General features: G+C 64.4%; 18 protein-coding genes and 1 riboswitch. Of the genes, 7 read left to right on the forward strand and 11 right to left on the reverse strand.

Annotation, left to right across the window (positions count from 1 at the left end):
* Nucleotides 1–57: 57 nt before the first annotated feature.
* The 5 genes from AB7M33_RS20325 to AB7M33_RS20345 all read right to left on the reverse strand — a co-directional run bounded on the left by AB7M33_RS20325 (nt 58) and on the right by AB7M33_RS20345 (nt 6,113).
* Complete coding sequence (locus AB7M33_RS20325; RefSeq protein WP_252824773.1) at nt 58–1,383, reverse strand: MFS transporter; 1,326 nt, start codon at nt 1,381–1,383, stop codon at nt 58–60.
* Nucleotides 1,384–1,496: 113 nt separating this feature from the next.
* Nucleotides 1,497–3,227, reverse strand: coding sequence for an FAD-dependent oxidoreductase (locus AB7M33_RS20330; RefSeq protein WP_454243443.1), 1,731 nt, complete (start codon nt 3,225–3,227; stop codon nt 1,497–1,499).
* A gap of 34 nt (nt 3,228–3,261) precedes the next feature.
* Nucleotides 3,262–3,582: an NIPSNAP family protein gene (locus tag AB7M33_RS20335; protein ID WP_454243444.1), complete on the reverse strand. Its 321-nt coding sequence runs from the start codon at nt 3,580–3,582 to the stop codon at nt 3,262–3,264.
* Nucleotides 3,567–5,300, reverse strand: coding sequence for an FAD-dependent oxidoreductase (locus AB7M33_RS20340; protein ID WP_454243445.1), 1,734 nt, complete (start codon nt 5,298–5,300; stop codon nt 3,567–3,569). The genes AB7M33_RS20335 and AB7M33_RS20340 overlap by 16 nt, the downstream gene beginning before the upstream one ends.
* A 3-nt stretch (nt 5,301–5,303) precedes the next feature.
* Nucleotides 5,304–6,113 (reverse strand): shikimate dehydrogenase family protein, encoded by an 810-nt coding sequence (locus tag AB7M33_RS20345; RefSeq protein WP_454243446.1) that lies wholly within the window; start codon nt 6,111–6,113, stop codon nt 5,304–5,306.
* Between the two features lie 281 nt (nt 6,114–6,394).
* Here AB7M33_RS20345 and AB7M33_RS20350 point away from each other — a divergent pair, with 281 nt between their 5' ends.
* The 3 genes from AB7M33_RS20350 (at nt 6,395) to AB7M33_RS20360 (ending at nt 8,400) form a co-directional block, all read left to right on the forward strand.
* On the forward strand, nt 6,395–7,165 hold the full coding sequence (locus tag AB7M33_RS20350) for an IclR family transcriptional regulator domain-containing protein (RefSeq protein WP_454243447.1): 771 nt from the start codon (nt 6,395–6,397) through the stop codon (nt 7,163–7,165).
* Between the two features lie 155 nt (nt 7,166–7,320).
* The gene (locus tag AB7M33_RS20355; RefSeq protein WP_027596256.1) at nt 7,321–7,680 is read left to right on the forward strand and encodes a RidA family protein; all 360 of its coding nucleotides are present in this window, start codon (nt 7,321–7,323) and stop codon (nt 7,678–7,680) included.
* Between the two features lie 333 nt (nt 7,681–8,013).
* Nucleotides 8,014–8,400 (forward strand): NUDIX domain-containing protein, encoded by a 387-nt coding sequence (locus tag AB7M33_RS20360; RefSeq protein ID WP_099429745.1) that lies wholly within the window; start codon nt 8,014–8,016, stop codon nt 8,398–8,400.
* Between the two features lie 22 nt (nt 8,401–8,422).
* Here AB7M33_RS20360 and AB7M33_RS20365 read toward each other — a convergent pair whose 3' ends face one another.
* The 6 genes from AB7M33_RS20365 to nikA all read right to left on the reverse strand — a co-directional run bounded on the left by AB7M33_RS20365 (nt 8,423) and on the right by nikA (nt 14,826).
* Nucleotides 8,423–9,769, reverse strand: a complete 1,347-nt coding sequence (locus AB7M33_RS20365; protein WP_027596258.1) for a cation:proton antiporter — start codon at nt 9,767–9,769, stop codon at nt 8,423–8,425.
* 72 nt (nt 9,770–9,841) lie between these two features.
* Complete coding sequence (gene nikE, locus AB7M33_RS20370; protein ID WP_099429743.1) at nt 9,842–10,699, reverse strand: nickel import ATP-binding protein NikE; 858 nt, start codon at nt 10,697–10,699, stop codon at nt 9,842–9,844.
* The gene (gene nikD / locus AB7M33_RS20375) at nt 10,696–11,466 is read right to left on the reverse strand and encodes a nickel import ATP-binding protein NikD (protein WP_454243448.1); all 771 of its coding nucleotides are present in this window, start codon (nt 11,464–11,466) and stop codon (nt 10,696–10,698) included. Before nikD ends, nikE begins: the two co-directional genes overlap by 4 nt.
* Entirely contained in the window at nt 11,467–12,312 is an 846-nt protein-coding gene (gene nikC / locus AB7M33_RS20380) for a nickel ABC transporter permease subunit NikC (protein ID WP_454243449.1), read from the reverse strand.
* Nucleotides 12,309–13,250, reverse strand: coding sequence for a nickel ABC transporter permease subunit NikB (gene nikB, locus AB7M33_RS20385; RefSeq protein ID WP_454243450.1), 942 nt, complete (start codon nt 13,248–13,250; stop codon nt 12,309–12,311). The genes nikC and nikB overlap by 4 nt, the downstream gene beginning before the upstream one ends.
* Before the next feature lies 1 nt (nt 13,251).
* Nucleotides 13,252–14,826, reverse strand: coding sequence for a nickel ABC transporter substrate-binding protein (gene nikA, locus AB7M33_RS20390; protein ID WP_454243451.1), 1,575 nt, complete (start codon nt 14,824–14,826; stop codon nt 13,252–13,254).
* Nucleotides 14,827–15,045: 219 nt separating this feature from the next.
* Nucleotides 15,046–15,252: riboswitch (cobalamin riboswitch) on the forward strand.
* Between the two features lie 108 nt (nt 15,253–15,360).
* On the opposite strand from nikA, the gene AB7M33_RS20395 reads away from it, so the two are divergent.
* Genes AB7M33_RS20395 through AB7M33_RS20410 form a run of 4 tightly spaced genes read left to right on the forward strand, consistent with a single transcriptional unit; the run spans nt 15,361 to nt 20,312 of the window.
* Complete coding sequence (locus AB7M33_RS20395) at nt 15,361–17,499, forward strand: TonB-dependent receptor (RefSeq protein ID WP_454243452.1); 2,139 nt, start codon at nt 15,361–15,363, stop codon at nt 17,497–17,499.
* Between the two features lie 46 nt (nt 17,500–17,545).
* Complete coding sequence (locus tag AB7M33_RS20400; RefSeq protein ID WP_265969513.1) at nt 17,546–18,331, forward strand: ABC transporter ATP-binding protein; 786 nt, start codon at nt 17,546–17,548, stop codon at nt 18,329–18,331.
* A complete protein-coding gene (locus AB7M33_RS20405; protein WP_027596265.1) occupies nt 18,328–19,296 on the forward strand; it encodes an ABC transporter substrate-binding protein in 969 nt (322 codons plus the stop codon). The genes AB7M33_RS20400 and AB7M33_RS20405 overlap by 4 nt, the downstream gene beginning before the upstream one ends.
* Nucleotides 19,293–20,312: a FecCD family ABC transporter permease gene (locus AB7M33_RS20410; RefSeq protein ID WP_085273170.1), complete on the forward strand. Its 1,020-nt coding sequence runs from the start codon at nt 19,293–19,295 to the stop codon at nt 20,310–20,312. Before AB7M33_RS20405 ends, AB7M33_RS20410 begins: the two co-directional genes overlap by 4 nt.
* Nucleotides 20,313–20,322 lie beyond the last annotated feature (10 nt).

The following is a 20,322-nucleotide window of genomic DNA, read 5'->3' on the forward strand; positions in this document are numbered from 1 at the left end:
GTCTGCAGGCAAAAAAAGAGGCTCCGAAGAGCCCCATAGAGGAAACCTGGTTAGCCCTCAAGCGGCCTCAATCCCACGCGGCGCCATGAAGTACATCCACACCAGGGCAATGAAGTACATCACCGGAATCATGGTGAACAGCACCGCATAATTGTTGTGGGTGACCGTCAGCACGCTGCCGACGATCTGTGTCATGAACATGCCGCCGATGGCCGCGCACATGCTGCCGAAGCCGAACACCGTGCTCACCAGATGCTTGGGCGTGTAGTCCATGACCAGGCTCCAGATGTTCGCGGTCCAGGCTTGGTGCGCGCCGACCGCCACGGCGATGGCAAGCACCGCGACCCACAGGCCACTGGCGTGGGCAGCGAAGACCACGCTGACGATGGTGCAGGCAAAGATCAACATCGAGATCAACCGGGCACGGGTGGCGCGCACGCCGCGGCCGATCAGCCAGGACGACAGAATGCCGCCGCCGATGCTGCCGAAGTCTGCAGTCAGCCAGATCAGGATCAACGGGATCCCCATCTGGGTGACGCTGATGCCCAGGTCGTACTGCTGGTTGAGAAACGGCGGCAGCCAGTACAGGTAAAACCAGAACACCGGCGCCGTGATCGAGTAGGCCACGGCAAAGGCCCAGGTGCCGCGCTGGCGCAGGATGCGGCTGAACGGCACGGGTTTGGCTTCGGGCTCCACGTCTTGCTGGATATAGTCCAGCTCGCTCTGGCGAACGTGCGGGTGCGCCTCAGGGTTGAAATACTTCAAACCCCACAACACCACCCAAACCAGGCCGAGGCTACCCATGGCGATGAACGCGGCCTGCCAACCCCAGGCAGCGAGAATCAGTGGCAGCAGCGCCGGGGTGACCATGGCGCCGACGTTGGTGCCGGCGTTAAACAGGCCGGTGGCGATGGCGCGCTCGCCGGCGGGGAACCACAAGCGCGTGGTCTTTACACACGCCGGATAATTGGCCGCCTCGGTCAGGCCCAGAATGAAGCGGCAGACCATAAAGCCTGCTGCCGAGGTCGCCAGGCCATGGGCGCCGGTGGCCAGGCTCCACAGCAGTACTGCGCCGAAGAAGGCGTGTTTTACCCCGACTTTGTCGATCAGCCGGCCCTGCAGCACAAAGCCGATGGCATAGCCGACCTGGAACCAGAAGTTGATGTTGGCGTAGTCCATCGCCGTCCAGCCCATGTCCTTGGCGAGGACGGGTTGCATGATGCCGAGGGCGGCACGGTCGATGTAGTTCAGGGTGGTGGCGAAGAACACCAGGGCAAGCATGCCCCAGCGGGTCTTGCCGACGGCGAAGGCGCCGCGCACCTTGTCGCCGATGGATCCATGGGCGAGGCGGGGGCTGGCAGTGTCGAACTTGGAAGGGGTCATGTGAAGTCGTTTCTTGAAATTGTTTTGAACGGCAATGCGTCTGGAACGCGGTTTTGCCCAGGGCAAGGCTGGGCGTGCAAGGTCATTTATGGTGAGCAGTGAAGGGGGGAGCGTCAATTCAAAGATGGGGCTACTGTTCGATGATCGAACAAAAGTGACGCGGCGTCTTCTGGCTGATTGCACAGTGCCATGCCTGCCAGGTAACCGAAGGTCATCCCAGGGCCCAGGGTGATACCGCCGCTGGGGTAGTGCCCGCCCATGATGCTGTGCATGTCGTTGCCGACCGCGAACAGGCCAGGTATTGGGCGCTGCAGGCTGTCCATTACCTGTGCCGAAGCATCCGTGTGCAGGCCGGCGAAGGTGCCGAGGCTGCCCGGCAGCAGTTTTACCGCATGAAAGGGCCCGTGCAGCAGCGGCCGCAGCGACGGATTGGGCGCGTGCAAGGGGTCGCCCTGCGCACGGTTATACAGCGATGCGCCACGCTGGAAGTCCGGGTCCGTGCCCTGCGCCGCATGGTGGTTGAAATGTGCCACGGTGCGCTGCAGTTGCGCTGCGTCGATCCCGCAGCGTGCGGCCAGCTGCCCCAGGGTAGGGCCGCTGAACAGGTAGCCACGGCGCTCATAGAAACCGGCAGGGAAGGGGAACGGCTTGGCCCAGCCGATGCCGTAGCGACGTTGCGCGGCGTGGTCACAGATCAACCAGGCTTCGTGCTCCTCACCGGGTGGCGTGGAGGTGAACAGCGCATTCATGAAAGCATGGTAGCTGTCGGCCTCGTTGACGAACCGTCGACCGTCTCGGCGTACAGCAATGAAACCCGGCTTGGCGCGGTCGATCAGGTGCGGGAAGTGGCCGAGGCTGCCGTCGCTTCGGGGCACCAGTGAGACCGGCGCCCAGGCCCCGGCGTGGGCCGCCGTGGTGGCGACCTGTGCGCCGACCTGTTCGCCCAGGCGCAGGCCGTCGCCATTGTTCTGCGGCGGCGCTGCGGAATAATGGCGATCGCCCTCAGGGGCATGGGGTATCAGCTGGGCGATGCGCTGGCGGTCATGAGGGAACCCGCCGCAGGCCAACACGACACCGCGTCGCGTACGGATCACCTGGCCATCGCTAAACTGCACGCCTGTGATACGCCCATCCCTCAGCAAGCCTGTGGCCTGCCGGTCATGCAACAGCGTCACGCCCAGGTCGAGGGCACTGCGCAGCAGGCGCGCCACCAGCGCGTTGCCGTTGACCAGTTGCAGGCCGCGACGGTGCAGCAGCAAATCGCGCCCATGGCGCAGCAGGCGTTTGCCGACGTGCCAGGCCGCCTTGGGGGAGCGGCTGGCGTTGAAGAAGGCGGCCATGTCTGCGCCACCGGCGATGCCCATGCCGGCCAGGCTGACGATGTCCAGGGGGGGCCGTAGCCGGTGGATCCAGTGCCCAAGCAGGCGCCCGTCGAACGGCTGTGCACAGAGGGAGCGCCCGCCACGCGCACTGCCATCCCCCTCATGCATGTCGGGCAATTTCGTCCCGGACTGGAACTGCACGGCGGTATGTCGCTGGAAGAACGCCACCATCTCCGGTCCATGGCGCAAAAACGCCTGCTGGCGTGGGTCCAGTTCGGCGACGTGGGTCTGTGCGCGCAGGTAGCGTTCTGGCGCATCGTCGGCTTCGACGGTGCCTTCGGCGATCGCCAGCGGGTTGCGGGGTATCCATAACCAGCCCCCCGACCAGGCGCTGGTGCCGCCGAACTGGCTGGCCTTTTCCGCGACGATCACCTTCAGGCCGTGATGGGCGGCGGTTACTGCGGCAGCCAGGCCAGAGGCGCCGGAGCCGAGGACAAGTACGTCACATTCCAGGGGGTGCATGGAGGAGCTCCGGTCAGGTTGGAGGGGGCGTCAGTTACTGCAGCGGCGAAAAGCCGGTCGGCCGCATCAACCGCGACTGCAACCGCAACACTGCGCCCAGCTCGCGATTGCGCTGCGAGAACTCCGCCCAGCGCGGGTCCGCCGCCATCGTCGCGCGGCGCTGCATGCGGTCGTCGAGGCTGGTGTAGGCCCACAGGTGCACCACCTGGTTGACCTCGCCGAATTCACTGGTAAAGAAACCGACCAGCTTGCCCAGGTGCTCGCTCTGCACCGCCAGCGCGTGGCTTTGGTACAGGGCCAGCCAGTCGGCCATTTTCAGTGGGTCGAGGGTGTAGGTTCTCAGTTCGTAGTACATGCGTTTGTCTCCAGAGGTTGGGCCTGCGCCTGCAGGCGGTTGGCAATATGGCTGGCGGCGATCCAGCCGAAGGTGAGGGCAGGGCCTAGGGTGATGCCTGGGCCGGGGTAGGTGCCGTTCATCAATGAGTTCATGTCGTTGCCCGTTGCATAAAGGCCGGCAACCGGCGTACCGGCGCGGTTGAGCACGTTGGCATGGGCGTCGGTCACCAGGCCGCGTGCCGAGCCCAGGTCGCCGGTGTGGAGCTGGATGGCGTAGAAGGGCGCTTTGACCAGGGGCGCGAGGCAGGGGTTGGGCGTGTGATGCGGGTCGCCCATGTAGCGGTTGTAGCTGTTGCCGCCTTTGTCGAATGCGCGGTCGATGCCGTTGCGGGCGTCGGCGTTGAAGCGCTCCAGCGTCGCCTGCAATGCCTGAGGGTCGACGCCGATGGCCTCGGCCAGGGCGTGCGGTGTGGCGGCACGGTATACGTAGCCGGCGTCGATCAGTGCCGCGTTGTTCACGGGTTTCGGGCGTGCCAGGCCCAGGCCGTAGCGGTTCATGGCCTCGGCGTCGCAGATCAGCCAGCAGGTGCTGAGGTTGCTGGCGAACATGGTCTGCACGAAGTGATGGTAGGAGTTCGACTCGTTGACGAAGCGCTGCCCGGCCGGGTTGATCGCGATCACCCCCGGTTTGGCACGGTCGGTGACCAGGTGCGGGAAGCGTTCGCGCTCACCATTGGCATGGCGCAATTCGGAAACGGGTGCCCAGAAGAAGTTGGCGGCCAGCCCCTCGCCGTAGGCAGCATCCACCGCTTCACCCAGGTGCAGCGCGGCGCCGTCATTGGTTGGCGGCGACATGGTCAGGTGCGGCGCATCAATGCCTGGGCGGTAGGCGGCAGCCAGTTCGCCGGCTGCAAAGCCGCCCATGGCGCAGACCACGCCACCCCGGGCACGCACCTGCACGCGCCGGCCTTCGTGCTGCACCACCACGCCAGTCACCGCGCCGTGCTCGACGATCAGCGCCTTAGCCTCGCTGCGCAGCCACAGTTGCGTGCCATGGGCAAAGGCCGTGGTGGCCAGGCGTGCAATCAGCGCATTGCCGGTGGTCAGGCGGGTGCCACGGTGATGGCGAAGGCGGTCCAACGCATAGCGCGCCATCAGCTTCAGGCAATGCCACAGGGAGCGTGGTGATTTGCGCAGGCCAAGAAAATGCTGGATATCCACACGGTTGACCATCATCCCGCCGAACAACAGCATGCCCGGCGGCGGCATTTTCAGGTCCTTGAAGCGCGGGCCGAGGCGGCGGCCGTCGTACTCGACCATTTCCAGCGCCCGGCCGAACTGGGTGGCGCCGGGCTCATCCGGGTAATAGTCCGGTGAGTGCGGGCGCAGGGCATAGCGCAGTTCGGTGTGGCGCTCCAGCCAGCGCAGCGCTTCATGCCCGCGTGCAATGAAGGCGTCTACCAGCGGTGCGTTGTAGCCGGCACCAATCACGGTTTTCAGGTAGGTGCGCATGGCTTCGGGGGAGTCTTTGGCGCCGGCTGCACGGGCTTGATCGGTGCCATACACCCACGCCGCACCGCCGGAAATCGCCGACGTGCCGCCGAAAGTGTCGGCTTTCTCCAAGACCAGTACCTTCAGGCCAAGGCTGGCGGCCGTGGCGGCGGCGGCAAAGCCCCCGGCACCACTGCCGAGGACCACCAAGTCGTACACCGGTTGCGCGTGTTCGGTAGCGGCCATGGCTCAGATCTCCAGCGGGGTGACGCCCATGAAGGCGCCGAGGTGTCCGAGTTGGGCGAAGGCCATCTGCGGTCCAGTCTGGATCGCACAGCCCCGGTCGCGTGCCTGCTGCAACAGTGGGGTGATTTCTGGCGAGGTGACCACGTCGGCAACCAACGTGGAGGGTTGCAGGGTTGCCAGCATCGGCGCCGGCAGCGGCAACTCATCGGTACTGCCCATGCCGACCGGCGACGCGTTGACCACCAAGTCGAATGCTTCCAGCGAGCGGTAGTGGGTGGCGATGTCGAGACTGGGGAAGGCCGTGCCGAGTACTTCGCAAAGCGCGCCAACGCGGGTAGTGCTGGGGTCGCTGAGGGTGATCTGGCGCACGCCCGCTTCGCCCAGTGCGTAGGCGATTGCACTGCCCACCCCACCACAACCAATCACCAGCGCGCGTTTGCCTGCCGGTTGAAAGCCCTGTTTGCGTGCGGCGCCAAGAAAGCCTGCGCCGTCGACATTGTCGCCGAGCAGGCGGCCGTCACTGTGGCGGCGCACCACGTTGACCGAACCCAGTGCGGCGGCGCGCGCACTGAGGCCGTCCAGGCGTGCGGCCAGTGCCTGTTTGTAGGGCACGGTGACCACGCAACCGCGCAGGTTCTGCCAGCCGCGCAGGCTGCCGACAAAGGCTTGCAGCGCAGTCTCTTGCAGGTCGATGGGGAGCATTGCCAGGTCGCAGCCGTTGCTGGCGAACCAGGTGTTGAAGTTTTCAGGCGATTTCACCTGGGCGATGGGTGAACCGACGATGGCGACCAGTTCTGTCGAACCCCGAATCATGCTGACCTCCGTGCTTGCTGTTGTTGTGCAGCAAGGGTGACCGGGTGCAGGGCGCGGGGAAATGCGCTTGTCGGGCGGGTAGTGCGATAATCGCAGTCAGGTAGCGATTATTGGCGGGCAATGCTGAAAAATGTCCGTCAGAAATACGCTCTCTCACTGTAGGAGCAGCCTTGTGCTGCGAAGAGGCCAGTAAAAACAGTGAAGATCGAGGGTTTTGCCACCGGCCTCTTCGCAGCACAAGGCTGCTCCTACCCGGGCTCGCGCATCACTGGAGAACCCCAATGAATCAACCCGATATCCACCCCCGCGACCTTATCGCGGGCTTGCAGAAAGGCCTGGCATTGATGCAACTGTTCAGCGTCGATCAGCCGCGCCTGACCGTGCCCCAGGCAGCCAGGCAATCGGGCCTTACCCCCAGCGCCGCGCGCCGCTTCCTGCTGACGTTGGTACACGAAGGCTTTGCCGACACCGACAGCCGCCAGTACTGGCTCACGCCCAAGGCGCTGCGCATCGGCCAGGCCTACGTGGACTCGGCCCAGTTGCCGCGCATGCTGCGGCCCATCGTCGAGCAAGTGGCGCGGCAGACCCAGGAGCATGTCTCGGTCGGCACCCGTGACGGCGATGAAATCATCCACCTGGTGCGCAGCCGCTACAGCCACATCGCCTCGTTGTCGATCAGGCCCGGCTCGCGGGTGCCGATGTACTGCACCGCCGGCGGGCGAATCTGGCTGGCAGCGCTGGAGGAGGCCGCGCGCGATGACTACTTCTCACGCAACCCGCTCCGCCCGCTCACGCCCTATACCCAGACCGATCGGGCGCTGCTGGAAGCAGAGTTGCAGCGCGTGCGCCAGCAGGGCTACAGCATCGTCGACCAGGAATACGAAATCGGCATGCGCGTGCTGGGGGTACCGCTGCTGGACCGTAGCGGCCAGTTGAAGGCGACGCTGACGATCACCACCCACGCCTCGCGGTTGAGCGTCGACGAGATACGGCTGCGCTACCTGCCACCGCTCTACGAGGCGCAGGCGTTGTTGAAGCCGGTGGTGGGCTGATTGCTGCGCTGTCAGCCAGCGGGCTACAGCTTGAACGTCAATTGTGGATAATGGGCCTAGCTGACGAGCCTTATCGTGCCCGTCAGATGCAGCAATCGCCTACGCATGCTTCACAATCTTTTTATTTATATAACAACAAGATAAGGATATTTCAGATGACGATCGAACGCCTGCACACTAACGCTCGCATGAGCCTTGTGGTCAAGCACCAAGGCACCGTGTACCTGTCGGGTGAGGTTGCCAACGATTTTGCGGGCGATGTGCAGCAACAAACCCGTGAAACCTTGCAGAACATCGAGCGACTGCTCGACCAGGCCGGCACAGACAAGACACGGATTTTGTCCGCAACCCTTTACCTCAAAGACATCGATGCCGACTTCGCGGGCATGAATCAGGTGTGGGACCAGTGGTTGCCGCAGGGGTGTGCGCCAGCGCGCGCAACGGTGCAAGCCAAGTTGTATGACCCTGCCGTGCTGGTCGAAATCTCGATTATCGCAGCGCTCCCTGACGCTTGACCGCCCGCTGGCAAGCCAACGCGCAGGTACAACGCTGCCCTTGAGAGCAGTGCTTGCCTGTAGGAGCAACTGTCTTGCGCAATTTCTAAAAATTGACGCATTACGTGGGAGCGGGCTTGCCCCGCGAACACCGGCGAAGTCGGTGCCATGCACCGATACCTTCAATGTCGACAGGCCTGGGCAATCTTCTACCTACCGAACGGAACTACTGCCCGGGCCACGCTTTCTCAAGCAGGGTTATCCACTTTCAAAGTGGCGCGATATTCGCATCCATGTGAATAACGCTACCCGCTTGCGAGCGCAGGGCAGTGTTTTGGTAAGTAGGAGGTAGGCATGTCTGACAGGAGCAGCCTCAGGAGCAGAGCGACGGTGCTGTGCTTTCGCAGTGGCAAAATACTCCTGGTGCGTAGAAAGGCCAGGAAATGGGGCTTTCCGGGGGGCGGTGTGGGCACGAATGAGGCACCGTTGCACGCCGCCAGCCGAGAGCTGAAAGAGGAGACAGGGATTTGCCGTGAGCGCCTGGTGGCGCTATGCACGCTGCAAGTCGGTAACACCCTCCATTACATTTTTACCCTTCAGCTGGACGATCAGGACAAGCCGGTGCCGAAGAACGAGATCGTCGCTTGCAAGTGGATTGAGCGCGATGCACTGAATACCTCCCTCCTAAAGCCCGCCGCTGCGGCACTGCTGCGTAGCGAACTGCCGGCGCTGTGTGCTTGATCACGCAGGGCAGGGCGCTTGGTTAGCCGTCACGGCGTTTTCGGCCTGCTTCATAACGCGACAGAAGAGGCTGCACGCTTAACCCATGCACGACAATACTCAGCGCCACCACCGACAGCGTGAGGTTGGTGATGGCCGCGGCATCGCTGGTGGTCAGGCCGTGGTTTACCGAGTAGAACAGGTAGTAAAGGCTGCCGATACCACGTATGCCGAACCAGCCCAGCATGCCGCGCTGGCGAAGGTCCAGCAAGCCACGCCCTGGGATGATCAGCGTACTCAATGGCCGAATGAACACGAACAGCGCCGCGCCTACGGTCAGTGCGCGCCAGTCCCAGTGCTCGATCAACACGACACCGAGCAAGGTCACCAGAAACACCTCCATCGCCCGCTCCACAAGCCCACCAAACGAGAGCATGTCGCCCAGCATGATGCCGGCTGCGACCTGCGTGTCTTCCAGCGCGGCGATATCGCCTTTGACCGCGTGCTCCGGGGCGACATGCTGGTGGCCGACCACAGGCTGCACAAGGTGTTCTGCAGGCGCTTGCGGGGTGGGGCTGGCGTGCACTTCGGCCTGTCGCAGGCCCAGCCCGGCAGCGAACACCGCGAGAAACCCATAGCCATGGATCAGGTCGGCCACCACATAAGCCATCGCGATCAGCGCCAGCGCCAGGTAGTCGTTGGGTGAGAGGGTGCTGTCCTCGTGCCGGGTGCGCAGGTACAGGGTCAGGTGCCCTAGGCCGCGCCCCATCCAATAACCACTGAGCAAGCCGGCGGGCACCGCCCACAGCACGTCTTGCCACAGCCAGTCAGTCAGCCATTGGCTGCCTGCTGCGCCCTGCACAAGCAGCAAGCCCAGGATTACGAACGGAAAGGCGACCCCATCGTTGAGCCCTGCCTCACCCGACAGGCTGAAGCGCACGCGGTCGTAGTCCTGCGCGTCATTGACCTGGACCAAGGTGGCCAGCACCGGATCGGTCGGGGCCAGGATGGCGCCAATCAACACCGACACGCCCCAGCCCAGGTTCAGGCCGTAATGCAGCACCAGGCTGACCCCGGCGATGCAAGCCAGCATGACCGGCCCAGCCAGGAAAACCGCCACCCGCCAGCTGCGGCTGCTCAGCGGCAGGCGCAGCTTGAGGCCGCTGACAAACAGGGAAAACAGCACGGCGACCTCGGTCAGGTGCTCCATCCAGCCGTGCGCATCGGGCAGCTCGAGTTGCAGCAAGCCGAGGCCACCGGGGCCCAGCGCGACGCCCAGGGCCAGGCACACGACCGAGGTCGTGACCGGGATCCAGCGCAGGTAAGAGGAGGTCAACGCCAGCAGCAACAAGACTGCGCCGAGCATGGCCACCCAGACGATGAAGCTCAAGTGCGCAGTGCCTCCACGGCGTCGGGCTCTGGGGCTGGCGCAGGCAGGCAGCTTTGCTAGCCACCGGCTGGGTCAGACACTCAGTCTAGTCGTCGCCCGAACTGCCGCAGGTGACAAGGCCGCCGGCGACCCTGCCTCAGGCTCGCGTATTGTTGGGCGCACCGGCAGTACTGCGGCCTGTAGCTGCTTGCCAACGGCGTGATCGAACGAAAGCCTACCGTCTATCTGACGCTCCTCGATGATACGCCCGGCGTCCAACACGACCACCCGTTGGCAGAAGTAGCGCACCAGGCTCAGGTCATGGGTGATCAGCAAGAACGCGGTGCCGTGCTCGCGTCGAAGTGCGTCCAGGCGCTGCAGCAGCTGCAGTTGCAACACCCGGTCCAGGTTTGACAAGGCCTCGTCCAGTATTACCAGTTTGGGTGAGATGGCCAGCGCGCGGGCGATATTGGCGCGCTGCAGTTGGCCACCACTGAGTTGGTGCGGCAGGCGCTCGGCATGCTCGCTGCGCAGGCCCATGTGCTCTAGGAGCTCCACGGTACGGGCGTTGCGTGCAGCTTCGTCCAGCTCGCTCAGGTGACGCAACGGCTCGGCAATGCTCCAGCCGATGCTGCGTTGCGGGTTGAACGCGCTGGGCGCGTCCTGGAGTACCAACTGAACGGCGCGCAAGAAAGCACGGGCCTCACCGCCGCGCAGTCGGCTGACCTCTTGGCCGGCAAATGTCACCTGGCCACACGCGGGTTTCTCCAGGCCGAGCAGTAACCGGGCAAGCGTGCTCTTGCCGCTGCCGCTGCTGCCGAGCAGGCCAAGCGACTCACCGGGCTGCAACTCAAGCTCAATGCCGTCGAGCACCTGCAGCCAGCCGCGTCTGCTCAGTAGCCCTCCGGAACGGTAGCCATGCCCGAGTTGGTTAACGTGCAGCAGGCTCATGGCTGGCTCCCGTTCAGTAGCTGATGGGCTTCAAGCAGGGTGCGGGCGGTGGCGCTGGCAGGCTGATCGAACAGGCCATGCACTGTTTGCCGCTCGACGACGCGCCCCGCTTCCATCACCGCGACATGGTCGGCACAGCGGGCAACCACCCCCATGTCATGGGTCACCAACAGCACGCCAAGCCTGTGCTGCTGCACCAGCTTCATGAGCAGGTCGAGAAAGCGCGCCTGGCTCACGGCGTCGAGGTCGCTGGTGGGCTCGTCCGCCAGCAGAAAGGGGCTTTCGGCCATGAGCGCAAGGGCGATCATCATGCGCTGCAACATGCCACCACTGAGCTGGAACGCGAACGACTGCAAGACCCGACTGCGGTCATCCAACCCCACGGCCTCCAGGCATTCATCCATCCGCGCATGTGCAGCGCTGCCGACGACCCCTCGCAGTTTCAGGGTTTCCTGGGCATGGCTAGCCATGTTGCGCACAGGGTTGAATGCACTGCGTGGGTTCTGCTGGATCAGGCTGGCAAGCTGCCCACGCACCTGATCGGCCGCCAATGGCTTGCCATCGTGCAGCAACTGGCCGCGTGTACGGCGCAGGCCTGGCGGCAGCAGGTCAAGCAAACCCAGGCAACTGAGCGATTTGCCCGATCCGCTGTGACCGACCAGGGCACAGACTTCACCGCGGCGCAGCTGCAGGTCGACGTCGTCCACCAACACGCCAGCACGCCCTTCGATACACAGGCCTTTGAGCTGTAACGTCGACACTGGCATTCAATGAGCCTCCTGGGATGGGTCCAGGCGATCACGCAACGCATCGCCCAGCAGGTTGAACGCCATTACCGAGAAGAAGATCATCAGCCCAGGCAACAGCAGCAGTTGCGGCTGGGTCCAGATGAACTCCTTGGCATCGTTGATCATCACCCCCCATTCGGCACTGGGCGGGGTGACGCCAAGGCCGAGGAAGGACAGCCCCGAGACATGCAGCATCATGTGCCCGATGTCCATCGTGGCCAGCACCAGCAAGGGGCCGGCAATGTTCGGCAGCACATGCTGGCGCAGCCGTGCCCAACGTGAAGCACCGGCCAGGCGTGATGCCATCACGTATTCGCGGCCGCGTTGGGCGATGACCATGCCGCGCACCATGCGCGCATACCATGCCCAGTGCGACAGGGCGATGGCAATGATCACGTTGCTCAGGCCAGTACCCAGCAGGGTGACGAAGAAGAACGCCAGCACCAGCGTGGGGAAGGTCATGAACATGTCGCACAGGCGCATCAGCAGCAGGTCGACCTTGCCACCGACAAACCCGGACACCCCGCCCACCAGCAGGCCCAGAAACAGCACCAGCGCCAGTGTCAGCACTACGCTGCCCAGCGACAGTCGTGTGCCGACGATCAACCGGGACAGCACGTCGCGGCCAAGGTGGTCGGTGCCCAGCCAGTGGCTGCTGTCCGGTGGCATCAGGCGTCGGCCGAGGTCGACCAGGTCCGGGTCGTGCGGGGCAAGCCATTGGCCAAACACGGCCAACATGCAGAGCACGCTGACCAGTACCAGCCCTGCAATCAGGTTGGCCTGGCCGGCCAGCGTAGCGCGACGGAAGATGGCCAGCACACTCATGCGTCGACCCCTTCAAGACGGCTGCGAGGGTCGAGCCAGGCATAACAGACATCCACCACCAGGTTGCAGACCATCAGCAGGCCTGTCAGCAGCAGGGTGAAGCACTGTATGACCGGAAAGTCGCGGTTGAGCACCGCCGACACCGCGAAGCGGCCGACGCCGGGCCAGGCGAAGATGGTCTCGATTACCAGTGCCCCGCCGATCAATTCCCCAATGTGCATACCGGTGGCCGTGACGAAAGGTAGCCAGGCGTTGCGCAGCACGTGGTCACGCCATACCCGGCGCTCGGGCAGCCCGCGGGCACGGGCGTAGGTGACATAACGCTGGCCGCTGGCCTCCAGCAGGCTTGCCCGCAACAGGCGGGCGTTGATCGACATCGACATCAGGGCAATCGCCAGTACCGGCATCACCAGATGCCCGGCACTGCCGCGGCCCAGTGGCGGTAGCCAGCCCAGCCAAAGGGAAAACAGCGCAATCAGCAGAAACGCCAACCAGAAGTTGGGCATCGAGACACCCAGGAACGTCACCGCACGAACGGCGTGATCGGGCCAGCGCCCTTGCCAGCGCGCAGCCACCAGGCCAAGCGGAATCGACAGCAGCAGCGTGCAGGCCAGGGCCAGGCCGCCCAGTTGCAAGGTGGCGGGCAGGTAGTAAAGGAGGTCGTCGAGCACCGGCCGCCCCGTGAGGTATGAAATACCGAAGTCCAGCTGCACGGCCTTCGCGAGCCAGGTCAGGTACTGCTCAAGCAACGGCCGGTCGAGGCCCAAGGTATGGCGGACTTCGGCAATGGCCGCGTCAGTCGGCGGGATGTGCGACAGGCGAAGGTAGTCCAGGGCCGGGTCGGTGCTGCCCAGGTGCAGCAGCACGAAGACCAGCAGTGAAACACCGAGCATTACCGGTACCAGCAGTGCCAGCCGCAACAGGATATAGCGCAGCATGTCAGTCTCCCTGCTTCGGTGTCATGGCTTCGAACGGCACGTCGAACAGCGTGCTGCCAAATTGCACATGGGCAACGGAGTCGCGGCGAACGCTGATGGCGGTAAGGTAGGAAATCGGCAGGTACACGGCTTGCTCATGCAAGGTGGTGAGGATGAACCGGTACTGTTCGGCGCGTTGCTGCGCGTCGGTACTTGCCAGTACCTGGCCAATGCGTTGGTCCAGTTCGTCCTTGATCGCCAAACCGCGCTGCGCCATGTAGTCGGCATGGCCGGCATAGCGCATGGAGCTGACAAAGGAGTGCGGGTCGTAGGGCGCTCCCCAGGTGTCGGCGAAGATCATGCCGAAGTCGCCATCGCGCTGGCGCCGGACCAGCCCACCTTCTTCGACCGCACGCAGCTCAATGCGCATGCCGACGTTAGCCAGCTCGCCTTGCAGCACTTCGGCCAGGCTCTTCTGCAGTGCGCTGGTGCCGAGGAACACCAGTTCGATCGACAGCGGTTCACCGGCCTTGCTACGTACCGTTGTGCCTGCCGTCAGGGTCCAGCCGGCAGCGTCAAGTTCGCGGGCGGCTTGGGCAGGGTCGTAGGCGTAGGGTTTCAGGCCGATGTCGGCATAGGGCATGTTGCTGGCGAACAGGGTATCGGCACGGGGCTCGAGGCCATACAGAATCTTGTCGATGATGGCCTGCTTGTTCACCGCTTGGTTGATCGCTTGACGCACGGCCAGGTCACGGGTGGCGCCATGCCCGGTGTTCATCGCCAGGGTGCGGGTAGCCAGCGGTGCCGAGAGGGCGGTGGCGAAGCCTTGGTCGCGCAGGCGCACGAACGTGCCGGCGGTAATCTCGCCGGCGGCCCCTTGAATCAGCTCGAGCTCGCCGGCCTGCAGGGCCAGCGCGCGGCTGTTGGGATCAGGGATGACGTTTACCCGCACCTCGCCATAGGCCGGCTTTGCGCCCCAGTAAAAGGGGTTGCGGGCAAAGCGGTCATACTCGCCCAAGCGCGATTCGACGCGCATCCATGGGCCGGTGCCGGCGGGTTCGCCAGGTTTGGCCTGTGGGGCGCCGAAGCGCAGCGGGCGCACTTGGGCCAGTTCCATCAACGTTGGGTAATACGGGTGCTTGAGCACCAGGCGCAAGGTCAGGCGGTCAGGGGCCTCGATGTGGTCGAGGGTGGTGACCAGCTCCATCCAGCGATGGCGTTGGCTGTTGGCAAGGACGGCATCCAGGTTGGCCTTGGCAGCTGCAGCGTCGAATGGCGTGCCGTCACTGAAGCGCACGCCATCTCGCAAGTTGAAGGTGTAGGTCTTGCCATCGTCGGAGACTTGCCAAGCCTGTGCCAACCACGGCTCTACAGTGCCCGCCGAGGTGTAACGCACCAGCGGTTCATACACCATGGCCTGGGCGTACATCTGATTGGGCGAGTAGCCGTGTGGGTCGAGCGGGCCTGCGTTAACGGGCCAGGAATACACCAGCGTCGGGCTTTGTTGGGGTGTGCTTTCTGCGTGTGCGCAGAGGCTCGCGGCGACCATGAGAATGCCCCAGAGGGCGGGCTTTCGTTTAGCTGACTGCTGCTTCACACGGGGTCCCCACTTCGACGGAGGCGTAAGGCTAAAGAGTGGTGGGAATGATGTCCATGCAAAAACTTCTTACTGAACGTTACAAAATGCCGCGCCAGAAAAGGCAGTAGAAAGCCCTGGCGATGATTGAACCGTGACGCGTTCGCCCAGGGCCTGAAGTGGCGAGCTCAGGCGACCTGTTTGCCACAAGCCGGTTGACGCAGCGGGCTTTTGATGGTCATCTGCGCGCCTGTTTCAGGTGCCCCCTGCCGCCGTGCATGGGGTGAAACGGGAAGCCGGTTCGTCATCGTTCGATGATCAGTCCGGCGCTGCCCCCGCAACGGTATGCGAGCGAAGCATTCAAGACACCACTGTGCCCTGGCATGGGAAGGTGAAGGCTTCATGACCCTCGCGAGCCCGGAGACCGGCCTGAAGCATCGTTTGGCAAACCCGCGGTGGGCGGGCGCAGGCCGGTTTCCGTGGGCGTGCTCGCCCGCGATTCCTCTTTGCGTTGTTCCCCCGGGATTCTTTCATTCCTGCTTCAAGTGGAACGACATGTCCCGTTATTCGCTGTTCAGTTCTCTGCCAGGTACGCTGCTGCACGCCAGCCTGGTGCCCTGTGTTTTTCTCTCTGTTGCCGCCCACGCCGCCGAGGCGGACAACGCCCTGGCGCTACCGGCCACGGACATTACCGGCACGGCCGAGCACAACCCTCAGCCCGACCTGCATACCCCAGGCACCAGTGGCTCGAGGCTTGGCCTGACGCCGCTGGAAACCCCAGCCAGCGTGACCAATATCAGTGCCGAGCAAATCCTCAAGCGCAACAACGCCACGGTGCAGGACGCGGTCACCCGTTCACCCGGCATCACCTTCATCGGCACCCCCGGTAACGGCGGCACGGCCTTGTCGGCCCGCGGCTTCACCGGGCACAGCTCGACCATGCAGTTGTACGACGGTACCCGGCTGTACGTGGGCGCCGGCACAGTGACCTTCCCGGTCGATACCTGGTCGGTCGAGCGCATCGATGTGCTGCGCGGCCCGGCCTCGGTGCTGTACGGGGAGGGCGCCACCGGTGCGGTGGTCAACGTCGTGCCGAAGAAGCCCTTTGAAGGCGAAATCCGCAATCACCTGCGCCTGGGCTACGGCTCGGATGACCGTCGGCAGATGGCCCTGGACAGCGGCGGCTCGCTGACCGACACCTTGAGCTACCGCCTGAACCTCAACAAGCTGGCCAGCAACGGCTGGGTCGACCGGGGCGATTCGCAGAGCCTTGCCATCAGCGGCGCGCTGCGCTGGCAGCCCAGCGATGAACTGAGCTTCACCCTCAGCCACGACTACGGAGACCAAGACCCGCAGCAGTACATGGGGACGCCGTTGGTGGACGGGCATTACCGCGAGTCGCTGCGCGATCACAACTACAACGTCGACAACGCCGAAGTGCATTACAACGACCAGTCCACACGGCTAGTCACCGACTGGGTAATCAACGACAACCTCACCGCCAGCAACCAACTGTACTTCCTCAAGGCCCAGCGCCGCTGGCGCAACGCCGAGACCTACACCTGGCTGCCAGGCGACCAGGTGCGGCGCAGCAGCTTCATCAGCATCAAGCAGACCCAGGAACAGCTTGGCGATCGCCAGTCGTTCACCCTGCAACACCCACTGTTCGGCCTGGACAGCCAGACCGTGGTGGGCGCCGACTACAACACGATCCGTTTCGTGCGCAAGCACGACTTCGGCAACACCCTGACCGATACCGTGCCGCTGTCCGGTTCCGGTGGGGGCGAGTACATCAGCAACGACCCTTACCGCTCGCGCGAAGCCAACCAGGCCAAGCAGTTCTCGCTGTTCGCCGAAAACCGCACGCAACTCACCGAGCGCCTGTCGTTGATCACCGGTGCACGCCGCGACCAGGTGCACCTGAACCGCGACGACCTGGATGCCGATACCCGCACCGATCGCAGCTTGTCTGGCGACAACTGGCGCGCCGGCCTGGTGTTCGCGCTGACCGAGGACCTGTCGGTTTATGGCCAGTACGCTACCAGTACCGAAGGTGTGAGCAACCTGCTCACCCTCAACGCCGCGCAGCAGCAATGGGACCTGAGCACCGCCAAACAGACCGAAGCCGGCATCAAGCACATGCTGCCTGACGGGCGAGGCGAGTGGACCCTGGCGGCGTATCACATCGTCAAGAAAAAGCTGCTGAGCACCGACCCGCTCAACCCCACGCTGCAACAGCAGGTCGGCCAACAGTCGTCGGACGGCATCGAGGCCACCCTCGAACTGCGCCTGCCGTATGACGTGCAACTGTCTGCCAACGCCGCCTGGGTGCGCGCGGAGTATGACGAGTTTGCCAGTGGCGCCAACGACTACTCCGGCAACCAGCCGATCAACGTGCCGCGCCGCTCCGCCAACCTGTGGTTGAGCAAAGACTTCGGCCAACGCTTCAGTGCCGGCGCCGGGGCGCGCTATGTCGACAGCCGCTACGCCGACAACGCCAACACCGTCGAGGTGCCCAGCTACACCGTGGTTGACGCCAACATCGACTGGCACGTGCAACCGGACCTGACCCTGGGCCTGCAGTTGAACAACCTGTTCGACCGCCAGTACGCCACCACCACGGGTAACAACGGCCGGCAGTGGTACCTGGGCGAACCGCGTTCGTTCTTCGTCACAGCTGACTACAGCTTCTGAGCCTGTCGCACCGGCCCCTGGCCGGTGCTTCCTGGAGGTGATGCCCATGACGCAACTGCACATCGAGGCCCTGGACTGGGCCCTGCTTGAACGGGGACAGCCGCCGCGCCCGCTGCTGCAGGGTGTGGACCTGCGGGTGGAGCAGGGCGAGTTCGTCGGCTTGATCGGCCCCAATGGCAGCGGCAAGACCAGCCTGCTGCGGTGCGCCTACCGCGCCAACGAACCTGCCGAGGGCCGTGTGCGCCTTGGCGGTGATGACCTTTGGCAACGCAGCGCACGCTGGAGCGCACAACGCATCGCGGTGGTGCTGCAGGAGTTTCCCGACGCGTTTGGCTTGAGCGTTGGCGACATCGTTGCGATGGGGCGCGCACCGCACAAGGGCTTGTTCGACGGCGACACGGCCGAGGACGCCCGGCAAGTGGCCCAGGCACTGGCGCAAGTTGGCCTTGCCGGCGAGGGCGAACGGGCCTTTGCCAGCCTGTCTGGCGGCGAGAAACAGCGCGTGCTGCTGGCCCGGGCGCTGGTGCAGACGCCACAGCTGCTGCTACTCGACGAGCCAACCAACCACCTCGACCCACGCTACCAGCTGGAGCTGCTTCAGCACCTGCGTGGCCTGGGCCTGAGCATTTTGGCCAGCTTCCACGACCTCAACCTGGCGGCTGCGTTTTGCGATCGGCTGTACGTCATCGACGGCGGGCGCATCGTCGCCTGCGGTACGCCACAGCAGGTGCTGACCCCCGCGCTGCTGCTGCAGGTTTTCGGCGTCGAGGCGCTGGTCGACCCGCATCCTCTGCATCCCTACCCACGCATTACCTGGATCACCCGAACATGACTGTCCGCTACCTGATCGGCCTGTTGGCGCTGCTGACCGCGCTGCCTGCGATGGCCAGCGATTACCCCCTGAGCGTGCGCAGCTGTGACCGCGACATAACGTTCACCCAGCCACCGCAGCGGGTCGTGGTGCACGACGTGAACATGACCGCCATGCTGCTGCACCTGGGGCTGCGCGAGCACATCATCGGCTACACCGGCTTCACTGCCAGCAAGCACCGCGACCCGTGGGTGGATGCAGCGCTGCAGGGCGTACCACCGCTGGCGAGCCGTTACCCCGCCATCGAAACCTTGTTGGCGGCTGAAACCGACCTGTTCTTTGCCGGCTGGAACTACGGCATGCAGGTCGGTGGGCCAGTCACGCCCAGCACCCTCGCGCCGTTCGGTATCCCGGTGTACGAGCTGAGCGAGTCGTGTTCGTGGGTCATGGCCCAGCAACGGGCCAGGCTGGATGACGTTTATCGCGACCTGGGCAATCTAGGCCGGATTTTTTCCGTCGAGCCCCAGGCCGACGCCTTGATCGCGAACATGCGCACGCGCATCGGTGACGTGCAGCGCCGGGTTGAGCATGCGCAGCCTGCGCCCCGCGTGTTTCTGTACGACAGTGGCGAAGACCGCCCGACCACCTCGGGAAGGCTGGGCGTACCCCAGGCCCTGATCGAGGCGGCAGGCGGTCGCAATGTGATGGACGACGTGTCTGCCAGCTGGACCCAGGTGAACTGGGAGAGTGTGGTGGAGCGCGACCCGCAGGTCATTCTGATCGTCGACTATGGCCCGAGCAGTTGGCAGCAGAAGCGCGATTTCTTGCTGCGACAGCCAGCGTTGAAAGACGTGCAGGCGATTCGTGAGCAGCGCTTCATCGTGCTGACTTATCTGGAGGTAACGCCCGCTGTCGAGAACGCCCTGGCCATCGAGAAGCTGGCTGCTGCCCTGCATCCACAGCTGTTCCAAGGTGCCGTTCAATGAGGGTCGGGCACAGCCCCGTGGCCTACCGGTGGTTGATCGTGATGCTGACTGCACTGTTGCTGGTGTCGTGCCTGATCGCCCTGGCATTCGGCCCCGCATCGGTACCGCTGGCCCACGTGGCCGGGATCGTCGGCCAGCAACTGGGCATCGCCGGGCCAGGCGAGTGGTCCCAAAGCCAGGCGCAGATCGTCTGGCTGATTCGCGCCCCCCGGGTTTTACTGGGGGCCTTGGTGGGTGCCGGCTTGGCACTGGTCGGCACGGCGCTGCAGGCCGTGACCCGTAACCCCCTGGCAGACCCGCACCTGCTGGGCGTCAGCTCCGGCGCGGCGTTGGGGGCGGTGCTGGTGATGCTCTACCTCGGCGAATTCATCGGCGCCTTCAGCCTGCCGTTGGCGGCGTTCATGGGCGCGGCGGCGAGCATGCTGCTGGTGATCGCCGTGGCGCGGCGCCATGGCCGCATGGAAAGCGACCGCCTGCTGCTGGCGGGCGTCGCCGTGTCGTTCGTGTTGATGGCCGTGGTCAACCTGCTGCTGTACACGGGCGACCAGCACGCTGCCGCCTCGGTGGTGTTCTGGATGCTGGGAGGCTTGGGGGCGGCGCGTTGGCATGTCCTCTGGTTGCCGGCGCTTTGCGTGGTGCTGGGGCTGGTGGCCTTGCAGGTCATGGGGCGCGGGCTGAATGCGCTGATGAGCGGTGAGCAGACCGCAGTGAGCCTGGGCTTCAGCGGCCGACGCCTGCGCCTGCAGGTGTTCACCTGCACCTCGTTGCTGACCGGTGTGCTGGTGTCGCTCTCCGGTGCCATTGGCTTTGTCGGCTTGATGGTGCCGCACATGGCGCGGGCGCTGGTGGGGGCGGAAAACCGCCGGCTGATGCCGGTGAGTGCACTGCTGGGGGGGATTTTCCTGGTCTGGGTAGACGTGGCTGCACGCACCCTGATCGCCCCGCAAGACCTGCCGATCGGCATTGCCACTGCGGCGCTTGGCGGGCTGTTTTTCATTGCCCTGCTCAAGCGCTGAACGGCGGTGG

This window comes from Pseudomonas sp. Y3 TE3536, from assembly GCF_053629175.1.

Excerpts from the sequence above, each read along its gene's own strand:
- AB7M33_RS20325 (WP_252824773.1), bottom strand. The coding sequence starts at position 1,383 with ATGACCCCTTCCAAGTTCGACACTGCCAGCCCCCGCCTCGCCCATGGA.
- AB7M33_RS20330 (WP_454243443.1), bottom strand. The coding sequence starts at position 3,227 with ATGCACCCCCTGGAATGTGACGTACTTGTCCTCGGCTCCGGCGCCTCT.
- AB7M33_RS20335 (WP_454243444.1), bottom strand. The coding sequence starts at position 3,582 with ATGTACTACGAACTGAGAACCTACACCCTCGACCCACTGAAAATGGCC.
- AB7M33_RS20340 (WP_454243445.1), bottom strand. The coding sequence starts at position 5,300 with ATGGCCGCTACCGAACACGCGCAACCGGTGTACGACTTGGTGGTCCTC.
- AB7M33_RS20345 (WP_454243446.1), bottom strand. The coding sequence starts at position 6,113 with ATGATTCGGGGTTCGACAGAACTGGTCGCCATCGTCGGTTCACCCATC.
- AB7M33_RS20350 (WP_454243447.1), top strand. The coding sequence starts at position 6,395 with ATGAATCAACCCGATATCCACCCCCGCGACCTTATCGCGGGCTTGCAG.
- AB7M33_RS20355 (WP_027596256.1), top strand. The coding sequence starts at position 7,321 with ATGACGATCGAACGCCTGCACACTAACGCTCGCATGAGCCTTGTGGTC.
- AB7M33_RS20360 (WP_099429745.1), top strand. The coding sequence starts at position 8,014 with ATGTCTGACAGGAGCAGCCTCAGGAGCAGAGCGACGGTGCTGTGCTTT.
- nikE (WP_099429743.1), bottom strand. The coding sequence starts at position 10,699 with ATGAGCCTGCTGCACGTTAACCAACTCGGGCATGGCTACCGTTCCGGA.
- nikD (WP_454243448.1), bottom strand. The coding sequence starts at position 11,466 with ATGCCAGTGTCGACGTTACAGCTCAAAGGCCTGTGTATCGAAGGGCGT.
- nikC (WP_454243449.1), bottom strand. The coding sequence starts at position 12,312 with ATGAGTGTGCTGGCCATCTTCCGTCGCGCTACGCTGGCCGGCCAGGCC.
- nikB (WP_454243450.1), bottom strand. The coding sequence starts at position 13,250 with ATGCTGCGCTATATCCTGTTGCGGCTGGCACTGCTGGTACCGGTAATG.
- AB7M33_RS20395 (WP_454243452.1), top strand. The coding sequence starts at position 15,361 with ATGTCCCGTTATTCGCTGTTCAGTTCTCTGCCAGGTACGCTGCTGCAC.
- AB7M33_RS20400 (WP_265969513.1), top strand. The coding sequence starts at position 17,546 with ATGACGCAACTGCACATCGAGGCCCTGGACTGGGCCCTGCTTGAACGG.
- AB7M33_RS20405 (WP_027596265.1), top strand. The coding sequence starts at position 18,328 with ATGACTGTCCGCTACCTGATCGGCCTGTTGGCGCTGCTGACCGCGCTG.
- AB7M33_RS20410 (WP_085273170.1), top strand. The coding sequence starts at position 19,293 with ATGAGGGTCGGGCACAGCCCCGTGGCCTACCGGTGGTTGATCGTGATG.